Consider the following 19,692-nt stretch of genomic DNA (forward strand, 5'->3'; position numbering starts at 1 on the left):
GTAGTATAATGATTTTGTATCGACGTATTATTATCTCTGCCTGGTAATCCTGGGACAGAATTATTTAAAAATCAACTGATATCTGCTAGTTGATCAAGATTTTTAGTAATTAAATGAGATGTGAGGACCCAAATGAATAAATTTGTCAAAAAGAAAAACCAATTTTGGGCGCTTTTTTTATGAAAAATTAAAAAAATATTTGAAATTAAAAGTTTTTTAGTTGTTGTTTTAATATTTGCTGCAATTAGCGCAATTTTTGCAATTTCCCTTTCGGTTAGTTTAGCAACCTTGGGGGCAGCAGATGAATTGTCAACGAATTTCTATGTTTGATTGACACTAAAATTTGCTTGTCAAATAATTTTTATTGGTTTTATCATTTTAATTTTGGTAGCAAAACTTTTTAGAATTGATGTTGACAACAAAGAGTTATCAGTATATACAAGAGCAGGGGTAAAAACTTATTCTTGATTTATTAATCGGATTTTCATGATAACTTTAATTGTTTGAATCATAATTGGGGTTGTTGCATTAGGAGATTTCTTAATAATGCTATTTAATCCTTACAATTTTTTTATCAATAAAGCAATTTTTATGTATTTATTTTATTTCTGTTTTAGCTTTGGCTTTTCTGCAGTTACTATTTTATTACTTCAAATTTTTAAGATATCTGTTGTTTTTGTGATTTCAATTCCATTGCTAGTAATTATTTCTGGGGCCGGTTTTTTTCACTCATTTTCATCAAAAACCGATCAAAAAAACTTTGCACAACAACAGGCACAAGCTGAGTGAGAATTGGCCAATACCTTTAATTACTATAAAGTTTTAACGTCAAATAATTTATATGACGAAATGAAAAGTTTTAGTAGAGATATTTATGAAGAGGAATCTTCTAATGCCAAATTTAATGAATACTTTACAATGCGTCAAACCTTTGAAACTGAAGCTTTAATTCAGAAGGCAATCAATGATAGTTTTTTGGGAACAACAAAATATACTTACAATAATAAGGATTTGAAAATCCAAAACGGGCAGCCATTTTATGATTTTAATTCTTTTAACTATTCAAGCTATCGACACGATTACCAGTTTTCAAAAAGTTTAAACTATTTGGGAAGCGAATTAAAAAATAATTCCAACCCAGATATCCATAAGTATTTTCCAATTATAAATTTTTTAGAAAATAACTTGAACTCATTTGAGCCCTCGTTTTTCTTAGTTTCCAGCGATGATTACAAACCCGAAGATGATTTATTTGCAAGGGGGGATAATTATAGTCCAATATCTGAAGAGGTTTGAAAAAATTATAATAATAATTATGGTTCTTTTTTAGCAAATTGATTTATTTTAAATTTTAATAAAGCTTTGTTTTCAATGTCAGATAACTTGATTAGCTATATTTATAAATACGATAATTTGTTTCTTCCATCAATTAAAGCCAATTTAATCTTTAATCCTTTAACTCAAATTTCACAAATGTCATTTGGAACTTCAAAAAATCCACTTCTTGATAACACTTTTAATTTATTAGATTTTTCGCTCCATTCAACATTTCCAAATACCTTTATTAAAATCGATTATAAACCTGGTACAAATGATCTTCTAAAAAAAATTACCACTAAAGATCAAAAAATGATTGTAAAGAATGGCTATCAACCCGATTTTCTCGAGGATGATGGAGAGTACAGTTCCTACTACAATTTAATTGAGAAAATAAAAGTAGTAAAAATTGTCCCCATTTGAGTTTTGTTTTTATTACACTTCATTATCGCGATTGGCTTTTATGGCTTAGGATATGTTTTATTAAAAATTAAAATTTTAAAATTATAATTAGAAACGGAAGTAATTATGAAAATAAAAAGTAAGCTTTTTTGGTACAACACCAAATTATTAGTAAAAACCCCCAGCCTTATTGCAACTGCCGCACTAACAATTGTTAGTTCTGTTAGCTTATCAATTATGCTTATGATAAATTTTAGAAATTCTGACTTAGCATTTGCAAAAATTAATAGTTTTGTAAATTTATTCATTGTTAAGTTCATTTTGCAAATTTTATTATATGGTTGTTTTCAAGTTTTGGTGGTATTTGATTTATTCAACAAGCAGCTAGAAAACGGTAAAATAAATCTAGAACTACGCTCAGGGCAAACCCCAAGACAAATTTATTGGGATAAATTATTGCTAACACTTTTTTTAGGATTCTCTCTTTTGGCTACCAATTTTTTATTAGACTGTCTCTTAAGTTTTTGGGGAGTCTATAATTATATGTTTATCAGAGTTCTTTACAGTTACTTATTTTTGGGTTTATTAATAATATTGGTTAGCACGGTTTCAATTACAACAATGACTGGATTAAAAATGATCGCGTCACTTATTGTTTCAATTAGTTTTGTAATTACTGTTGGTTTTAGTCAGATAAGTGGAGGGATTATTGTTAATACCTCTAAAGAAAAATTGTCACAATTTTCTAATCTGGCGCCTTTAACAAATTTGGAGACTTACTATAGTTGAGAGTTCTACAAAACTATTAAGCTTTCTCAAGCACAGGAAGACTTGCAACAGTTTTATAAATTTTTAGAAATTCAAGACAGTAGTGATGAATATTTTACAATGACCCAACTCCCAGAGCAGCTTCCAGAGGTAGTTTTAGTAATAAATGAAATTTTCAAAGACAACAGTGATTATAAAATAACGATTCAAAATACTGATAGCAGCTTCCTGCCTTTCAATACTCCAAAAAATTTTGATTTTGAGGCCTATCACAAAAGAAAAATGAGATCTGCAATTGACTATTTAGTCACCAATTATCAAAACAATTTTTCAAATCACAATTACTTGCCGATGTTTAAATTTATTCAAGATAACATTAAAGATTTTGAAAAAGTATTTAATCTAAGTAATGGTTTTATGGATGAAGGTTTTTATCCATTTTCTCGAATTGATTATCGAAAAAAATACGAATTTGAACCAGAACTTTGACAATTCTACAACAATAGTTATGGGGCCGTCTTTAGTAGTTGAATTGTTTTAAATTTGGGTAAGTCTGTGTACAGCGTTTCCAATGATTTAATAAGTTTTATTTACAAATATGATAATCAATTTTCACCAATCGTTAAAACTCACTTGATTTTAAATCCGTTGGTTCAGTTTTCTCAAATGGGATTTGGGGCGACTAACCCTCGCGTTATTGATGATATTTATAAAACAAACATGTCAGCATTTTGATACTATAATTTTGTAAACACTCAAATTAAAGTTAAGTATAAAGAAAATTCTACAGCCAAGCTTCACAAAATGATTACTGGAGATTCAGGACCACTAGTCAAAGATGGGTTACAGCTTGATTTTGGCTCAGAAGTCGATGATATTATCTCTTATTATGATTTGGTCAACAATCTAAAAGTAACGGAAGTGGTACCTATTTGGGCGATGTATATCGAATATATAACAATAAGTTTAGTATTAATAATAATTGGCAAATACAGTTTTAAGAAAACTGTATTTAATTAAAGGGGATTAATCATGATAGAACTAAAAAGCGTTTTCAAGGTTTATAAAAGCCATAAGGGAATAAACAATATAAGTTTTAAAATCAATAAGCAAGACGTCGTCGCTTTTGTTGGTGATAATGGAGCCGGGAAAACAACAACAATAAAAGCAATTTTTAAGGAAATTAAATTGGATTTAGGACAAATTACTTTTAATAATGAGGTAATAACCAAAAAACATTTGCAAAAAATGGCATTTTTCCCAGACTCAAATAATATTCCTTTGGACTTAAAAGTAGAGGATTATATCTACTTTGTTGGTCTTCTCAATGGGGTTGGTAAAAAAGAGATTACAAAGCGCGGGGACAAACTTCTAAGATCTTTAAATATTTTAGATTCCAAGGAACAAAAGTTGAGTCAGCTATCTGCGGGAATGAAGAAAAAAGCAATTCTTGCAGCAACACTAGTTTATCAACCAGAGGTTATTATTTTTGATGAGCCCACTGCCAACTTAGATATAAAGGCCAAGACCGAATTTATTGAAATCATCGACAAGCTACATCACCAGGGAATCACAATTTTAATTACTAGTCACTTAATTGATGAATTACAAAAAATTGCAAATCACTTAATAATCATTGACAAGGGAAAAATTATTTATGATGCTGCTTTTGATAAAAATAAAGAATCAATCTTGGAAATTCACAATCGCCTAGTTAAACCAGCGCAAAATAACATTGAAGATATCTTGGGAGTCTACGACGACTAATAAATAAAAAATATTCCTTTGGAATATTTTTTATTTTTATACCAATTATAGGTAAAAATTATTAAGAAGTAGTATAATAATATTGCCACTAAAATTATTTAAGGGTTCATTATAAACAAGCCAAAACAAATCTTGTTTACTTATTTCTGTCTTTGGAAGTGCTAGCAAATATTTACTAACAATTTATAATCAAAAAATAAATGGAGGTTTTTATGAAATACTTATTATCAGTTTTAGCAATTACATCGATTAATGCATCAGCTGTTGCAACTTCGGTAGCCAACAAAAATATAAATATAAATTATAATTTACTTAATGAAAACGAAGAAATCCAACTTCAACCAAGAAGTTGTGATGGTCCTGATGTTGCTTACTGGACTGCACCAACAAATCGTCCGTTCGTTGACATTTCGGCTAAATCTTCAGCCAGTCGAGGATGAAGTGACACAGTCCACTCAAAAACTGTTCGTCTAGGAAATATTTCAGAAAAAGGTTTAACTTATGATGATGTCAAGTGCATGAATCAAACCACAATTTATGGGGAGATCGGTGGATATTTCAAGGGTGGTAAAATTGTTAAAAGCAGCCCATATGAAACATTAAAAAATAAAAGTGTCTCAAGTGATCACATAACCTTTTATGGAACAAAAGAACTTGAAAGCAAGACTGGATGAGCTGTTCAAAAGGTGCAAAATTCATTTGAATTGATAGTTTATTTTAATGGGGAAGCCTTCCTACAAGGTACAACAAGAGCCTATTCAAAGGGTGCTGTTTCTTCTGTTAATTCAGTTTTCACCATTAAAGAAATTTTAATTAGCCAGGGATAAAATATAAATAAACTAGTAGGAAATGCTAGTTTTTTTTGTGATATGATAATTATTGTTTGAAAGGGAATTGAGCTATGGTAAAAATTAGTAATCTAAATAAAAAGTATTCTGAAAACATCGGAAACTTTGATATAAATTTAACAATTCCAGATGGTAAGGTTTATGGAATTATCGGACCCAACGGAGCTGGTAAAAGTACTATGATTCGTCAAATTTTAGGATTTATTAGACCAGATAGCGGGGAAATTATAATTAACGAGGTTAACCCTGTTACCAACTCTAAAAAATTGATGGAGTTCACTGGATATGTTTCAGGTGAAGTAAGTCTATATAACAATATGACAGGTATTAAATATTTGAAGCTTGTGCACGGCTTAAAAAAAGATGCAGATTGAGATTTTGTAGAGTTATTGTTGAAACACTTTGATATTAATGCAAATCAAAAAATCAAAAAGATGTCAAAAGGGATGAAACAAAAAATTGCCCTTATTTGTGCCACTATGAATAAGCCTAAGTTTTTAGTTTTAGATGAACCAACTTCAGGACTAGATCCAATTATGCAAGAACAGTTCAATGATTTGATTCGCAAACTTCAAAAAGACTACGGGACAACAGTTTTAATCTGCTCTCATATTTTTGAGGAAGTTGCCAAGTTATGTAGCCAGGTTGGTTTCATAAAAGATGGACGCTTAATTGAAGAATTTGAAGTTGAAAAAAACGGCATTGATCAAATTAATGAACGTTTTAAAAAATTATATACAAAGGAGAGTGTTTTATAATGGAAAAGAATGTTTTTGTTCAAAATAATAGAATTGTTTTCACTCATCTAAAGATTCATTGGAAACTAGTTTTATTTTTCGCAATTTGTTGATTTTTATTTACTGTTTCTTTAATGGTTCCAACAGTATTTCCATTCACAGAATTTGGCTATAATCGACCGTTTATCCAAGTTTTACATATTCTTTCTGAAACTCAACACGAAAATGGTTCATCAGGAAGCGGTTCATCACCAATGACAATTTCACAGGTATTAAATTCAAGTTTATTTGGACCTCCTGCAATCATATTTTTCACAGTTGTTATTATGACCTTTGCGCACTTGAGTTTTACAAAAGAAATTGGTCATAACCAAATTGGGGTCTGAATGACTTTGTCACTATCAAGAACTCAAATATTTGTATCAAAACTACTATTTATTTTATTCACTTGTTTTGCTATTTTTATGCCCTCATTTTTGGTTATTATAATTATTTCAGCAACAGCTTATGACGCTAATCAATTTATGGGACTTGTTTTATTGTATGGATTAATTTTCTTTATATTCATTTTAGCACTTGTAGGAATTTACACTTTATTTTTTATTATATTTTCAGATAAACCAGCATTAGCTTTAATAATTATTTCAATGATATCGGTTTATATTATTGTAACCTCAGTAATTAACTTATTTGCTTCAGTGGCATATGAGCCAGCAAAATGAATGTTAAATTTCAAATATTTTTCAATTCAGTCGCTAATAGTTTCTCCGTTAAACTTTCAATATGTAGAGAATAACCAAACGGTAGTTGAAAATATCATTTCAGAAAACACTACTGTGACACTAACTTTTAATAATTTAGTTAAGGCAAACCTTGGTTGACAAATAGCTTCACCAATAGTTCTGCTTTCGCTTGGATGTGGATCTTCATATCTGGGAAACCACATTTTTAATAGAAAAAATTTCAATTTATAAAGTCAAAAAAAATAAGTCGCAAGACTTATTTTTTTATTAATTATTTCAATTTTTAGTTATACAAATTTTCTTTATTTTCAATTTTTTCTTCCATTAATTGCAACATTTTTTTCTTGTAAAGAACTGCACCGTCAATAACGGCTGTTGAGGCATTTTTAGCAACTTTAACAGGGATTTCAAAGAAGTCTTCAAAGAAGTCTTTAACTCCTTGAATTCCACTCATTGCCCCAGTAACGATGATTCCGTTGCGAATAATGTCACCAGCTAATTCATTTGGGGTATCTTCTAAAACACTAGTTATTAAAACTGTTAAGTTTCCAAAGCAAACTTGAACCAATTTACTGATTTCTGAATCTGTTAAAACAATCTCTTTGGGCATTCCTGAAACGACTTCACGTCCAAATACTTTAATTTTTAAAGGGTTTTTAGTTTTAATTAAAGTTCCAATATTGATTTTAACTTTTTCACCAGTTACAACACCAACCTCCATGTTGTATCTTGCACGAATGTATTTTACAATTTCTTCATCAAGGGCATTTCCAGCAACTTTAGTTCATTTATATGAAATTACTCCATCAGCTGAAATTGCTCCAGCAGTTGCTTTTCCAGCTCCAATGTCCAGGGATAAAATTCCTGTTGGTTCAAAAATATCATAACCAGCTCCAAGAGCGGCCATTTTAACATCATCCTCAGTTTGCACATAATATGCTCCTAAGTTTTTAACAAGATCAACTAGCGCTTTTCTCTCTAAGGTAGTTACACTTAGCGGACAAGCAATTAGCATAATTGATCCAACTAAATCATCTTGGTATTGACCTAAAGCGGCTCCGATAAATTCTTTTAAAACCTCGATATTTGCAATAACCCCATTCTTTAGGGGATATTCCAATCTTGTTGAATTATTAGTCTTTCCAACTAACTTTGCGGCTTCATTACCAATTGCTAAAATTTTTCTATTTTTAGTGTTTAATGCCATTACTGTTGCTTCATCAAATACGATTCCCAAACCTTCAATATATATTCTTGTTGAGTGAGAACCAAAATCCATTGCAATAAATTTTCTTTCTTTCTTTTGTTTAGCCATGATTTGTTCCTTTCATTAAGACAATTCTTAAGAAAATAATTGACTCGTAAATATTATACATAATTTGAAGCAAAAAATCTCACCTTTGTGTAAAAAATAGTTAAAGAATATAATATATTTAACGAAAAAAAGAAAAAAAATCACTTATAAAGTGATTTTTGGGTTATTATTCTTAAAATTTGTGTTCGTTTTTATCTCTTATTGAAGCAATTTCAAATCAGTCATCAATACGTTTTTCGTATTGTTTAGCTCCTTCAATAACTGTCAATAATGGATCTTTAGCACAACGAACTGGTAGTTGGAATATTGATGAAAAGTATTGGTCAATACCTCTCAATAATGCTCCCCCACCACAAATAGTGATACCGTTTTTAATGATGTCTCCAGCTAGTTCTTCAGGTGTGCTTTCCATTACTTCAACAATTAAATCTGTAATTTTTGAAAATGGTGCTAATAGCGCATTTCTGATTTCTTCTGGGGTCACAATAACTTCTCTTGGTAATCCTGAAATTACATCACGTCCAAATGCTCTAAATGTTCTTGAGTTATCTAGTTTAGCTAATGAACCAATTTCTTTTTTAATTTGTTCTGCAGTTTTATCACCAATTAGAACATTATATTCTGAACGAATGTATTTACGAATTTCTTCGTCAAATGAGTTACCAGCAGCTTTTAATGATCTTGAAATAACAATATCTCCAGATGCAATTATTGCAACATCAGTAGTTCCCCCACCAATATCTAATACTAAATTACCTTGTGGTAAGTCAATGTTAATCCCCGCTCCAATTGCTGATAATTTTACTTCTTCTTCAATTAAAACATGCTTTGCTCCCATATCTGAAACAACTTGTCTTAGAGCACTTCTTTCTAATTCAGTAACTCCACTTGGACATGCTAGAACAACTAAAGCATTTTTTAAAACTTCCCCAACTTTAATACGTTGGAAAATAATTTTAATTAAATCTTTGGCTGCATCCATGTCTGAGATAACTCCGTCGACTAAAGGAACTACCATACGAATATCTTCGTTTGTTTTTCCTATCATATCGTAAGCGCTTTCTCCAACGAATAATACCTCGTTTGTCTTAGTGCTGTATGCCATTGTTGAAGGTTCGTTATAAATAATACCTTGTCCTCCTAAATAAGCAATTATATTTGCTGTTCCTAAGTCAAGGGCTACGAATTCTTTTTTACTATTTCAATCTGCCATTATATCCTCCTCTATAGAAAACCCTTCGCATAAATTATATAATATTTCAGAATAAAATGCTACTATTATAGCAATAAAGGTGTGAATAAATGCAGATAAAACAACTGATAGTAGTCGAAGGGAAAACAGATACAGCAAAATTAAAAAAAATTTTTGGTTCTCAAATTGAAACAATCGAAACAAATGGTTTAAATGTTAATTCTGATTTACTAAATATTTTAGAAAAAATAAATAACACTCGCGGAATTATTATCTTTACCGATCCAGATGGACCCGGTCAAAAAATTCGCGAACAAATCAATTTAGGATTAAGCCAAGAGGTTATTAACGCTTTTATTTCTCGACCTGATAACTGAACAAAAGAAAAAATTGGCATTGCCGAAGCTGATGAGATGCAAATTAAAACTGCCTTAAGTGCATCGATTATTTTTTCTAAGGTGGGGCTTGAATCAATTACCTGAGAAGATTATATTAAACACGATTTTTATTTGGCTAGCAATCGAAAAATTATTGCAAGTTATTTTAACTGATCAAGTAAAATAAATTCTAAGACTTTGTTTAAATGATTAAACTGAAGTGGTCAAACAGTTGAAGATATAAATAAAATTTTAAAATAGAAAGTTGGAATTATCAATGTTTGCAAAAAAACAATTTGGTCAAAATTTTATTACCGATAAAAATTTAATTTTAAAAATTATTAGTCTACTGGATTCTGAACCCGACCAGCTGGTTATTGAAATTGGTCCAGGACAAGGAGCTTTAACAAAGGTTTTGGTTGAGAAATACCGCCACGTTTTGGCAATTGAAATCGACAAAGATCTTGAAAGTTTTTTAAAAGCAGAGATTCCAAATAATAATTTTGAGCTAGTAATGGCTGATATCTTAACTTTTGATTTAAGTAATTACTTAAAAAACCAAAAAAAAATTTATAAAAAAATTTCAATTATTTCAAACCTTCCTTACTACATCACAAGTGAAATAATTTTCAAAACATTTTTGAACTCAGAGCATCTAGATAAAGCAATTTTCATGACCCAAAAAGAGGTGGCTCAAAGAATTACCGCCACGGTTGGTGAAAACAATTATAATAACTTATCGGTTGCAGCTGAACTATATTCGCACAAAAAATATGAGTTCACGGTTCGAAAGCAAATGTTTAATCCCGTTCCAAAAGTTGACTCAGCCATTATTTCGTTTAACTTTAACAAACCAAGCTTCAATATTGGTTTGGAGGATAAAATAAAGGTAAATGAAATGGTGCGAAAATTATTTAACAACCGTCGTAAAACAATTTTAAATAATCTAGGAAATTTAATCGGTGATAAAAGTCGGGCACAAAAAATTTTAGAAAGTTTGGGAATAGATTTTCAATTACGTCCAGAAGTAATTAGCACTTCTGAGTATTTGCAAATTTACAAACTAGTGGGTGACTTTAAAAATGAAGATTAAAGCATATGCCAAAGTTAATTTGTATCTTAAAGTTCAGCCAAATAAAAAACCAAATAAATTACACAAAATAAATTCCCTAATTACAATGGTTGAAGATTTATATGATGTGATTGAAATTAAAAAAAGTTCAAGCTTTGGCATAACTTTAAAAACAAATGTTTCAGAAATAAATAACGCAAATAATTATGCTTTTATTGCCGCAGCAATGTTTTTAAAATTTTACAGATTGAAAACTGGGGTTGAAATCAAAATAATCAAAAACATTCCTTTAGGCTCTGGGCTTGGCGGGGGAAGTAGTAATGCTATCTCAACACTAAATTTAATGGCAATTATTTTTGAAAAAAAATTATCTCCATTTTTGATAAAAAAAGTCTGTCAAAAAATTGGTTTTGATAGTTATTTTTTTGCTTCAAATTTTAAAAGTGCAGTTGTTAAGGGTTTTGGTCAAAAAATAATGCCGATCAGTGTTAAAGAAAAAATTTATAAAAAAGATTTGATTTTGAGTCCAAAAATTAATTGCAACACAGGAAAAGTTTATCAAAAGTATGATGAAATTTTTGACAACAAATTTTTGAGTGATAAAAATAGTTTAACCCAAGCTTGCTTGGCGCTTTATCCTGAGCTTTTAGGTGTTTATAAAAGTCATGAGAAAATAATTTTAAGTGGAAGTGGTTCTACATTTATTAAAATAAACGCGGATTAATAAAATTTTCAATAAAAGTTAATATCATTTACAGCAGGGTGGGTGGTGTGGCAGATGGAGATAATTTGTATGAAAAAAATAATTAGCCTTATTGGTGTTGCAGCAATTAGTTGTTCAAGCTTGCTACCAATAATAAATAATCAAGAATCACAAGAACAAAATGTTGAGATTTTAGAATTGAATTATAGCGTTGACACCAGCCGCTATGCTGATGAAAATAAAGGACAAGCTCTTCCAGGAATATATGATGAAACAGAAAGCTTCAAACAGTTTATTACTGATTCTAGGGAAAAACTAGGAAAAACAAACTACGAAGATTTTACCGTTAAAAGTAGCATCAGTAATTTTGAAGAGCCTAGCAACTCAAGCAAAAGAAGAGATGCACTTCTCTTGGAAAAAGTTTTAAAATCAGAAAAATACGAAATTATTGGGACCAACGCAGTAGTAACTGAGCACAACGAAACTGAAAGTTTTTTTGATTTTTATACAATAGTTGAAATTGATAACAATCCAACTTATATAGACTTAAATGGTTATGATAAAAATCAAAAATTTAATAGTAATGAATTGTCTGGGGGTTATAAAAATACATTTATAGTTGAAGTGACTCCAAAAAATTCACAAACATTTAAGTTTCAAAAAGGTCAAGTAATAACAAACGGACAAGAAACAGAATTTGTTGGCCTAGTAGAATACATCAATGAAATAAAAACTTATATAAAATTAAATAAAATTGAAGAAAGCCAATTGCATGTAGAAAGCTGATATGTCGCTGCTCCAATTTCTCGTTTTGAAAACGACAAATGAACGAAAGCAGAAGATCCAACTTGAATATTTTTTGGAAATGATACTTATATAAGCGCTAAAATCGTGTTCAATCTTTCAACTCCCGAAAACCCCAAGATAGCTTTAGTATTAGAAAGCCGATCAGGAATGTATACTTTATTAGTGGCAACGCCAAATAAAATGCAAGAAAAAGGTGTAGGAAATTATTTAACAAACTTTTTGGTAGTAATTGACTAAATATCTACATGTAAAATATTAAAAATTTTTGAATTTTACAAGTATTAAATTTAAAACAAAAAAATCAGCTCTTTTTAATACCATTATGGTATTAATTATGCTGATTTTTTTATGTAATTATTAATAAATGTCCAACAGACAATTGATTTACAATCTTATACTATGAATTTAATTATTTTGTAGTTTATTTAAATTTCATTCCACTTGGTGCATTATTCATAATCTGATCAACTGTTAATCTGTCAATATTTGTTCCAAATGAAAAGTAGCTTTTTGAAGCACTGTTTGCAAGTCCAGATGAAAAATAGCTAATTCTAACATTGAAATTCTGAGGGTTTGTAGCAGTTTCGCTATAAAAATGAACATAACCATCTTCTGTAATTCTCATTGATCCTAAACTAGTATTTGTTAAGTAAGTGGAACTAGCAAGGATTGGTGTTAATTCAAGTTTTTTGGCAATTGCTAAAGCCTCTGGGTTTGAATCGATTAAGTCATCAAAGTAGTCACTTGCCAGAACAGATGTTCCTGCTGGAATTTCATTTCATCTCTCTGGTTTATTAATATAAAAAACTAAATCGGGATTAGACTCCTGAGTTGTATTTTCATCAATATTAAAAAGAGCTTTTAGCAAAAATCAAGAGTCGCTATAAAATTGACTAACTAATTCTTTTGTATTTGCAATTTGATTCAATTTTTGACGAACACCAATTAAAACTTTTGGTAATTCAAATTCGGTATTCAAAAATTTTATTTTAAAATTTGAAATCTCGGCTTTAAATAAAGCAATAACGTTTTCGTCTTTTTCTGGATTAATGACAAATTTAGAACCTTGTTTTTCAAGTAAATCCTTAAAAGTGGCTTTTGAAACATTACTATAGTTATATTCTAAATTAAAAGGATTCATTGCTTTTGCCATTCCTTGAAAGCCTTCAATCTTATTATCAATATCTGGGATTTTTGTTTCTACTGGTTGATTTGCAAAGCTAGAGTCATTATTTCCTAAATCATCTAAAATTCTATCCTCAATTTCTTTGTCACCCCAAAGGGCATTTCGAAGATTAATGTGATTTTTTACGTATTCAACTTTGGTGTAAACTACTGAAGAGTCTCGTGAGTCAGCTTCGCTTGTTGTTAGGATAACTTCCCCAGCCCTTTCAAATCCACCAGTATCGCTAACAACTTTATCAATTAAAGTATTTATGTTATTTTTTAATTCTAAATCAGTTTTAATTGCAGTCGCACTGTTTTTAAGGTTACCTTTATCACTTTTGTAAGTAAAATTGTTTGCATTAATTTCATCATTGATTAAGTTAAAATAGTTTTCTTTTGCTTGATCAAATAATTTTGCAGTGTCTAATTCTCCAAAAATATTAATTAGTGATTCAAATTTAATATCCTCTGACTCTTCTTCCCCGGTTTTATCTTTAAAAGCAACGCTACTTTGAATACCCACTTGTAAAGTAACAGAATTTACTAGCGGTTTTGAGACAACTTTAATCGTACTTATTGAAAATCCGCCCTTTAGTGGATTTTGAGAATTTATCAACAGCTGTGAGAAGTTAATATTTTTAACCACTTGGCTATTAACCTCAGAGATTATGTTATTTCAATTAATGACTTTTGAACTTATTGTGTTGCTGACATCAACAAAGGCATCTGACTTAATGTCATTGAAGTCTTCGGCTTTTTCAGCAAAGTCTTCAACCATTCAATTTTCAAAAATTTCATTTTTCTCATATAAGCTATAAAACTTATCAAAATCATTTTTTAAATTTTTTTGAAAAATAGCTCCAACTGTTGAGATCATTTCATTTTTGACAGCATCAAAGTCAAATTCTTCCTCAGGGTTTGTTGTATTGTTGTTGCAAGCAATTACACTAAGTGGTGCTGAAACCACAATGCTTGATGTTGCAAGAATTGATAGTAATTTTTTCATGTTTGTTTTTTCCTTTTCATAATTGGCTTTTAGCATATTAACATTATAAGTGTTTATTGTAAAAAAACAACTATAAGTGTTATAAACTCTTATTTTTTTTAAATTATAAATTATAAAGGCAGTGATTAACTAATCAAATTTAAAGCCCCTCAGCAGTTTGAGCTGAGGGGCTTTAAAAATTAATTGTTACAGTTTCATAATAACTTCGTCAATGTGACTTGATGTATCAACACTTCTAAGCTCATGTAAAACATTTAAATTATTATCTAAAATAAAAGTAGATCTGTCTTCCTCTGCGGGTTCAGTACTTGTAATTACTTTAAACTCATTGTGTAAAGTTAAGTCCGAGTCACTTATTAGGGAGAAATTTATCATGCAAGATTTTGCAAATTTTTCTTGTTCAGGAACGCTATCTCTAGAAACTCCTACAACATTGTAGCCCTTATCGTTAATTGCCATTGCTTTTTTTTCATAAGCTTTTAATTCCATTGCACAGTGATCTGCGTTTGCGACTGGGTAAAAGAACAATACCAATCCTTTTTGACCGGTCAATTCACTTAGCATTTTTGATTCACTATTTTCTAGCATGTATTTTTTGGTTTTTCAATTCATATTTTACCTCCTCTATTTTTTGATTAGAAATAAAAAATTAGGATAATAAAATCACAGCATTAGTTTTACTGCAAATAATAAGCTTATAATTTTGCAAGATCTAAAGCATTTTAAAATATTATTGTATTTTTAAATTATAGAGATTTAAGATTATGTATTTAATGCTTTAAATCAAGAGGTCGGAGACTACTGTCAATTAGTCAGAACCTTACTAAGATAATAAACCTTTATTAAAAAATGTGTTAAAAAATAAAAAATTTACTTTAATAATTATTATCTAAGCATGCATTTTTTTGAAATTCTTTTGTAGACCATGACTTTGCAATCTTCATCTGCAAAGCGATCAAAAACAAAGACTCCTAAGAAGTGGTAACCAATTTTTTCTTTCTCAAAAAACTTACCAAAAACAACTAAATTAAGATTTTTTTGCTTCTGTGATAACTTAATGCGGTTTTCTGTTGTTTTGTGAGTGTCGACTTGAAAAATTTTAGTTAAATCTTTACTTGGATAAGTTGCATAACCATTAAGAATTTCTTTTTCGCGATTCTTGTCCAAGACAAAATTAGGAAATCAGACCTGTTCATTTTCACTAATTTTATAGGTCCCTGTTAAGCTTGAGATATTATTTTCGTCTGTAAACAAACTTGAAATCACATCCAAAATTGTTCTAAAAGTAATTCTATCGTCGGTTGTGATTTCTTTCTTTTTTAATATTTCATGAATTAAACTATTTGACATCTTTAAACCCTCTTTTATACACTTAAAGTATACATTTTTTTGCTTTTAGTTTCATCTTTTAGGTAAATAATAAGTGTTTTATTTAAAAACTTTAATTGTTGGACCATAATGTCAAAGTTAATTGTCAGGTTGATGATGTATTTTCAACCATTAAAAGCAATTTTGATATTCGATAGTTTTTCTAAGTTCTTCAATTTGTTGTTGGGCTTGGTGAATTTGCTCTTCTGTAAAATTGTAATGAGCTTCATTGCGACTGTTATAAACTTCAAAATAATCAATTTGAGTAACTTCAGGGAACAGGCCCAGGATTAGAATTTCATAGAGCTTTAACTGCAAAATTTCTTTCTCATGATTTAATCTTGAAGTTGTTTTAAAGTCAACTAGGTGTCATTTGTCATTTTTATCTAAATATAAAAGGTCAAAAGTACCATTAAATTTACCATTTGATAGCGACAATTCACTATAAACCTCTTTTTCTTTAATGGAATTTAGTTTGTTTTTAATTCAATGGTATTCATTAATGTGGGTTCTAACTGTCCCGCCTTGTAAAGAATGCTCGCAATAGTGGTCTTCAAACCCTCTTAAGTATTGGCTAAGATTATTGTGGACGCAAATTCCTTTATTAATTGCTGCTTCAAGAATCTCAGGATCAACTAGTTCTTTATTAAATGGGTAAAAATAACTAATTAATTCGCTTGCGCTAGGTAGGTTAATAACTTCATTATTTTCTGTATTAATATATTGGTGGCCTTCTTCCAAAAGAATAACCTTGGGTTGTTGATAATAATCTTTTAGTTTCATAATTTCTTCCTTTTATTTTATTATATATGATTATAATTGTTGTTATTGTTTTTATAAATTTATATAATAAATATATTTCAAATTATTAATATATTTTTCAATTAATTGTAATTAAAAATTTTATTAAGGCAAAATGATATTTAATATAATTCTTTGATAAGATCTTGAATTGTATGCTTAGATCATATAATATTTTTATATGAAAAAAGATAAATTAGATAAAGAAACTCTTGCATACGAAGAAATCTTATTAGAGGGAAAGCAAGAAAAAAGTAATGATGACATTAATATTTTAGATAATAAAGAAGACTTTTTGATTAGCCACTTTAACAACTTAGTTAGAAAAAAAATTAGTAGTCTACCTGATTATGATTCTAAAAACAAAATTATTAACTCCATGCTAAATCTATTGGACTACGAGGAATTTTCTAACAAAATGTCTTATAAAGGCCAAAAATTCGAAAAAACACTTTCAAATAATGCCATATACACAAATAAGGATTTTTTTAAGGATTTTAAAAAGGAATTTTTAACTTCGTGCGAAATAAACATTATAGCTCCATTTTTTTCAAGACACATGATAAATACACATTTACGACCATTTTTGGAAGACATTTGTGAATCAAAACGCATAAAAATAAAAATTTTAACTACAACTTTTGATGGAAAAAGTATTTTTTTAGATTTGGATGGATTAAGAAATATAGTAAATGAATTTAATAATGTAGACATAGAAGTTAAAATAGAAAATTTATTTAAGAAAAATTCTTCAAGAATTCACGTGAAAAGTTATATTTTTAAAAGAGAAAATGGGTTTGGAAGCGCATACGTCGGAAGCAGTAATTACACAACAACTGGGATGATTACCGGAAATGAATGAAATCATAAAACAAGCGAATTTGAGAATAATTATGTGTTTAAGGAAATAGTTTATAACTTTGAGTTGCTGTGAAATAATCCTGATTTAGTTAATATTAATAACGATGAAGAGGTTAAAGAAATAATTGAAAACCAAAACTTTTATAAAAATAATAATAAATTAATTTTTAACCACGAAAAAATTATTCCCAAAAACTATCAACAAGAAGCATTAAATGCACTTAAAAACAGAAGAGACCAAAAACTTAAAAAACACCTAGTTGTAATGGCTACGGGCACTGGTAAAACCATTGTCGCAGCCTTAGATTATTTAAATCAAATAAACGAAAATAATGGGATCAAGCCTAAAATGCTCTTTATCGCCGACAAGGTTGAAATAATTAGACAGGCAATGAACACATTCAGAAAATTAATAAATGATCAAGGTTTTGGAGTTGAATTTTCTGGGGAATGCGAAGCCAACCTAGAAACAGAAGATTACGTCTTTGCAACGGTTCAAAAATTATTGAACTATAAGGAAATATTAATTAAGAAGGACTTTGACTTGGTTATTTTTGACGAAGCTCATCACGTTAAAGCAAAAAGCTTTACAGAAATTTACAATATACTTAATAGAAGTAACCAAATTATCGGACTTACAGCGACCCCAGAAAGAGAAGATGGTACCAATATTAAAGACGAATATTTTGATGGAGAGTATGCTTTTGAGTTAAGACTATGGGATGCCGTATCTGAAAATATGCTTTCTAAATTTGATTACTATTTTATTAAAGATGATTCAGTGGATATTTCAGGAATCAGTCTTCAAAACACAAGTGAAATTTCTGAAAAATTAAGAACAAATTTGAGAAATGATTTTGTTTATAAAAATATTGTTAAATATATTGATCAAAAAGTTATTGAAAACAGTGTTTTGATTTTTTGTGTAGATCAAAAGCACGCATTAAGTGTTAACAGTTTCTTAAAATCTAAAGGACTCATGTCAGAGTGCTTGATTTCCGATCAGAAAAATTCTAGAAGCGATACAATTAATAGATTTAAAAATAAGGATTTCAATTATTTATGTGTTGTCAACATTTTCAATGAGGGAATTGATGTACCCGATGTCAATCATTTGATCTTTTTAAGACCTACTCAGTCACTAACACTTTATATACAGCAATTTGGAAGAGGTTTAAGATGAAAATTAGATAAAAAATTGCAGGTATTAGACTTTGTAAACAATGTTGATATGAAATTTAACAAAAATTATAGTCCGATAAACATATTAAATGCTTTTTTGAACAAAAACAACAGACTAACATTTGAACATTCTTTAGATAATCTTAATGATCTGCTACCAGAAGGGTCAAATGTTTTTTTAGATACCAAAGTCCAAAAAGAAGTTATGGAAGCAATCAAAAATGCCGTCCAGAACAGAAAAAACATTTTCAAAAATTTAAGCAGCAGTGATATATCTAATAATTTCATTTCCTATAAGAACTTCTTTTTAGAAACCGGTTTGTCTTTAAGTGATGTTTACTATAAAGGTAATAACAATGGACTAAAAAGCTTTCTTTTCGAAGAAAACAGAGCTAAATTTAAATCGACATCAATAATGAAGCAATTTTTATGAATTAACAATTATGAGTTAATTTCTAAATTCATTTCAATTATAAATTCTTCTATTCTTTCTGGTGACAAATTAATTGATAATATTTTTGTTCATTCCTTTTTTTATAATTATTCTTCATTGTCAAAGATTAATGAAGAATTTGGGACCACAGATTTTAATGAAATTATATTTTCAAAAGAAAATCAATATTTAGTCAGGGAGATTCTCTTTTTGTTAAAATATAAATTAAAATATGAAAATTTAATTTCAAGTAAAAAAATAAATAGCGAACTTAAATTTGTAGGTACTTATTTTACAAAAAGGCAATCATTAGCTTTAGCTGGAATTTCGAATTTAAATGAATTCAGTATTCAATTAATTCAAGGGGTTTTTAAAAACAAAAATAGAAATAAATTTATAATTTGAGCCAGCGATCCATCAGGAAAAGAAAAGTATGACTTTCAAAATTTTTATGACAAATCTAAAAACACCATGGGTTGGCCTTCGCCAGATGACTGGAGTGAAAAAAATAAAACTTGTCAAGAATTTTTAAGTTCTGAAACAATTTTTGTCTTTTACAAGGATTCTCTTTTGAAAAAAAATTTTAACGATGAGGTTTTTGAATTTAAGGGTCGGGTTTTGTCAAAAAAAATATCACCAAATACCAACAAAGGTCTTTACTTTAAAATCGAAGTTGATAGTTGTGTTTAAAATTTATACAAATTTAAAACTTAGCTCGGTTTTATTTAATGATACAACTACATTATCGAAAAACACCAACATTAGCGATACCAATCTGTATAAAGCTAATGTTGGTTTTTTTGTGGTTCATTTTTTTATAAATCTT

General features: G+C 29.1%; 17 protein-coding genes. 11 read left to right on the top strand and 6 right to left on the bottom strand.

The annotated features are described in order from the left end of the window. Window positions 1-132 precede the first annotated feature (132 nt). The 6 genes from SSABA_RS04715 (at window position 133) to SSABA_RS04740 (ending at window position 6,813) form a co-directional block, all read left to right on the top strand. Window positions 133-1,827, top strand: a complete 1,695-nt coding sequence (locus SSABA_RS04715; protein WP_025251443.1) for a hypothetical protein — start codon at window positions 133-135, stop codon at window positions 1,825-1,827. Window positions 1,828-1,845: 18 nt separating this feature from the next. Continuing rightward, a complete protein-coding gene (locus tag SSABA_RS04720; RefSeq protein WP_025251444.1) occupies window positions 1,846-3,507 on the top strand; it encodes a hypothetical protein in 1,662 nt (553 codons plus the stop codon). Between the two features lie 12 nt (window positions 3,508-3,519). Continuing rightward, a complete protein-coding gene (locus SSABA_RS04725) occupies window positions 3,520-4,254 on the top strand; it encodes an ABC transporter ATP-binding protein (RefSeq protein WP_025251445.1) in 735 nt (244 codons plus the stop codon). Window positions 4,255-4,466: 212 nt separating this feature from the next. Further along, window positions 4,467-5,081 carry a hypothetical protein gene (locus SSABA_RS04730; RefSeq protein WP_025251446.1) on the top strand — a complete coding sequence of 205 codons (615 nt, stop codon included), beginning with the start codon at window positions 4,467-4,469 and terminating at the stop codon, window positions 5,079-5,081. Window positions 5,082-5,155: 74 nt separating this feature from the next. Beyond that, window positions 5,156-5,860, top strand: coding sequence for an ABC transporter ATP-binding protein (locus SSABA_RS04735; RefSeq protein ID WP_025251447.1), 705 nt, complete (start codon window positions 5,156-5,158; stop codon window positions 5,858-5,860). Then, complete coding sequence (locus tag SSABA_RS04740) at window positions 5,860-6,813, top strand: ABC transporter permease (protein ID WP_025251448.1); 954 nt, start codon at window positions 5,860-5,862, stop codon at window positions 6,811-6,813. Before SSABA_RS04735 ends, SSABA_RS04740 begins: the two co-directional genes overlap by 1 nt. 52 nt (window positions 6,814-6,865) lie before the next feature. On the opposite strand, the gene SSABA_RS04745 is transcribed toward SSABA_RS04740, so the two are convergent. Together SSABA_RS04745 and mreB are read right to left on the bottom strand one after the other, a co-directional pair. Further along, window positions 6,866-7,897 (bottom strand): rod shape-determining protein, encoded by a 1,032-nt coding sequence (locus tag SSABA_RS04745; RefSeq protein WP_025251449.1) that lies wholly within the window; start codon window positions 7,895-7,897, stop codon window positions 6,866-6,868. Window positions 7,898-8,069: 172 nt separating this feature from the next. Continuing rightward, entirely contained in the window at window positions 8,070-9,110 is a 1,041-nt protein-coding gene (gene mreB / locus SSABA_RS04750) for a rod shape-determining protein (RefSeq protein WP_025251450.1), read from the bottom strand. Window positions 9,111-9,199: 89 nt separating this feature from the next. Here mreB and rnmV point away from each other — a divergent pair, with 89 nt between their 5' ends. From rnmV to SSABA_RS04770, 4 genes are all read left to right on the top strand, one after another. Continuing rightward, window positions 9,200-9,727 carry a ribonuclease M5 gene (gene rnmV, locus SSABA_RS04755; protein ID WP_025251451.1) on the top strand — a complete coding sequence of 176 codons (528 nt, stop codon included), beginning with the start codon at window positions 9,200-9,202 and terminating at the stop codon, window positions 9,725-9,727. 16 nt (window positions 9,728-9,743) lie between these two features. Next, entirely contained in the window at window positions 9,744-10,559 is an 816-nt protein-coding gene (gene rsmA / locus SSABA_RS04760) for a 16S rRNA (adenine(1518)-N(6)/adenine(1519)-N(6))-dimethyltransferase RsmA (protein ID WP_025251452.1), read from the top strand. Next, complete coding sequence (locus SSABA_RS04765) at window positions 10,549-11,262, top strand: GHMP family kinase ATP-binding protein (protein WP_025251453.1); 714 nt, start codon at window positions 10,549-10,551, stop codon at window positions 11,260-11,262. Before rsmA ends, SSABA_RS04765 begins: the two co-directional genes overlap by 11 nt. A gap of 69 nt (window positions 11,263-11,331) precedes the next feature. Further along, entirely contained in the window at window positions 11,332-12,285 is a 954-nt protein-coding gene (locus SSABA_RS04770) for a hypothetical protein (protein WP_025251454.1), read from the top strand. 184 nt (window positions 12,286-12,469) lie between these two features. Here the strand turns inward: SSABA_RS04770 and SSABA_RS04775 are convergent, their stop codons facing one another. From SSABA_RS04775 to SSABA_RS04790, 4 genes are all read right to left on the bottom strand, one after another. Further along, a complete protein-coding gene (locus tag SSABA_RS04775) occupies window positions 12,470-14,221 on the bottom strand; it encodes a hypothetical protein (RefSeq protein WP_025251455.1) in 1,752 nt (583 codons plus the stop codon). Window positions 14,222-14,407: 186 nt separating this feature from the next. Next, complete coding sequence (locus SSABA_RS04780) at window positions 14,408-14,833, bottom strand: peroxiredoxin (RefSeq protein ID WP_025251456.1); 426 nt, start codon at window positions 14,831-14,833, stop codon at window positions 14,408-14,410. Window positions 14,834-15,106: 273 nt separating this feature from the next. Further along, entirely contained in the window at window positions 15,107-15,571 is a 465-nt protein-coding gene (locus SSABA_RS04785) for a hypothetical protein (RefSeq protein WP_025251457.1), read from the bottom strand. 150 nt (window positions 15,572-15,721) lie between these two features. Beyond that, window positions 15,722-16,372: a PD-(D/E)XK nuclease family protein gene (locus tag SSABA_RS04790; protein WP_025251458.1), complete on the bottom strand. Its 651-nt coding sequence runs from the start codon at window positions 16,370-16,372 to the stop codon at window positions 15,722-15,724. Between the two features lie 199 nt (window positions 16,373-16,571). Between SSABA_RS04790 and SSABA_RS04795 the strand changes: the two genes are divergently transcribed. Beyond that, window positions 16,572-19,556: a DEAD/DEAH box helicase family protein gene (locus tag SSABA_RS04795; protein WP_025251459.1), complete on the top strand. Its 2,985-nt coding sequence runs from the start codon at window positions 16,572-16,574 to the stop codon at window positions 19,554-19,556. Window positions 19,557-19,692 lie beyond the last annotated feature (136 nt).

Source organism: Spiroplasma sabaudiense Ar-1343 (genome assembly GCF_000565215.1).
In the GTDB taxonomy this organism is placed as follows: Bacteria; Bacillota_I; Bacilli_A; order Mycoplasmatales; family Mycoplasmataceae; genus Spiroplasma_B; species Spiroplasma_B sabaudiense.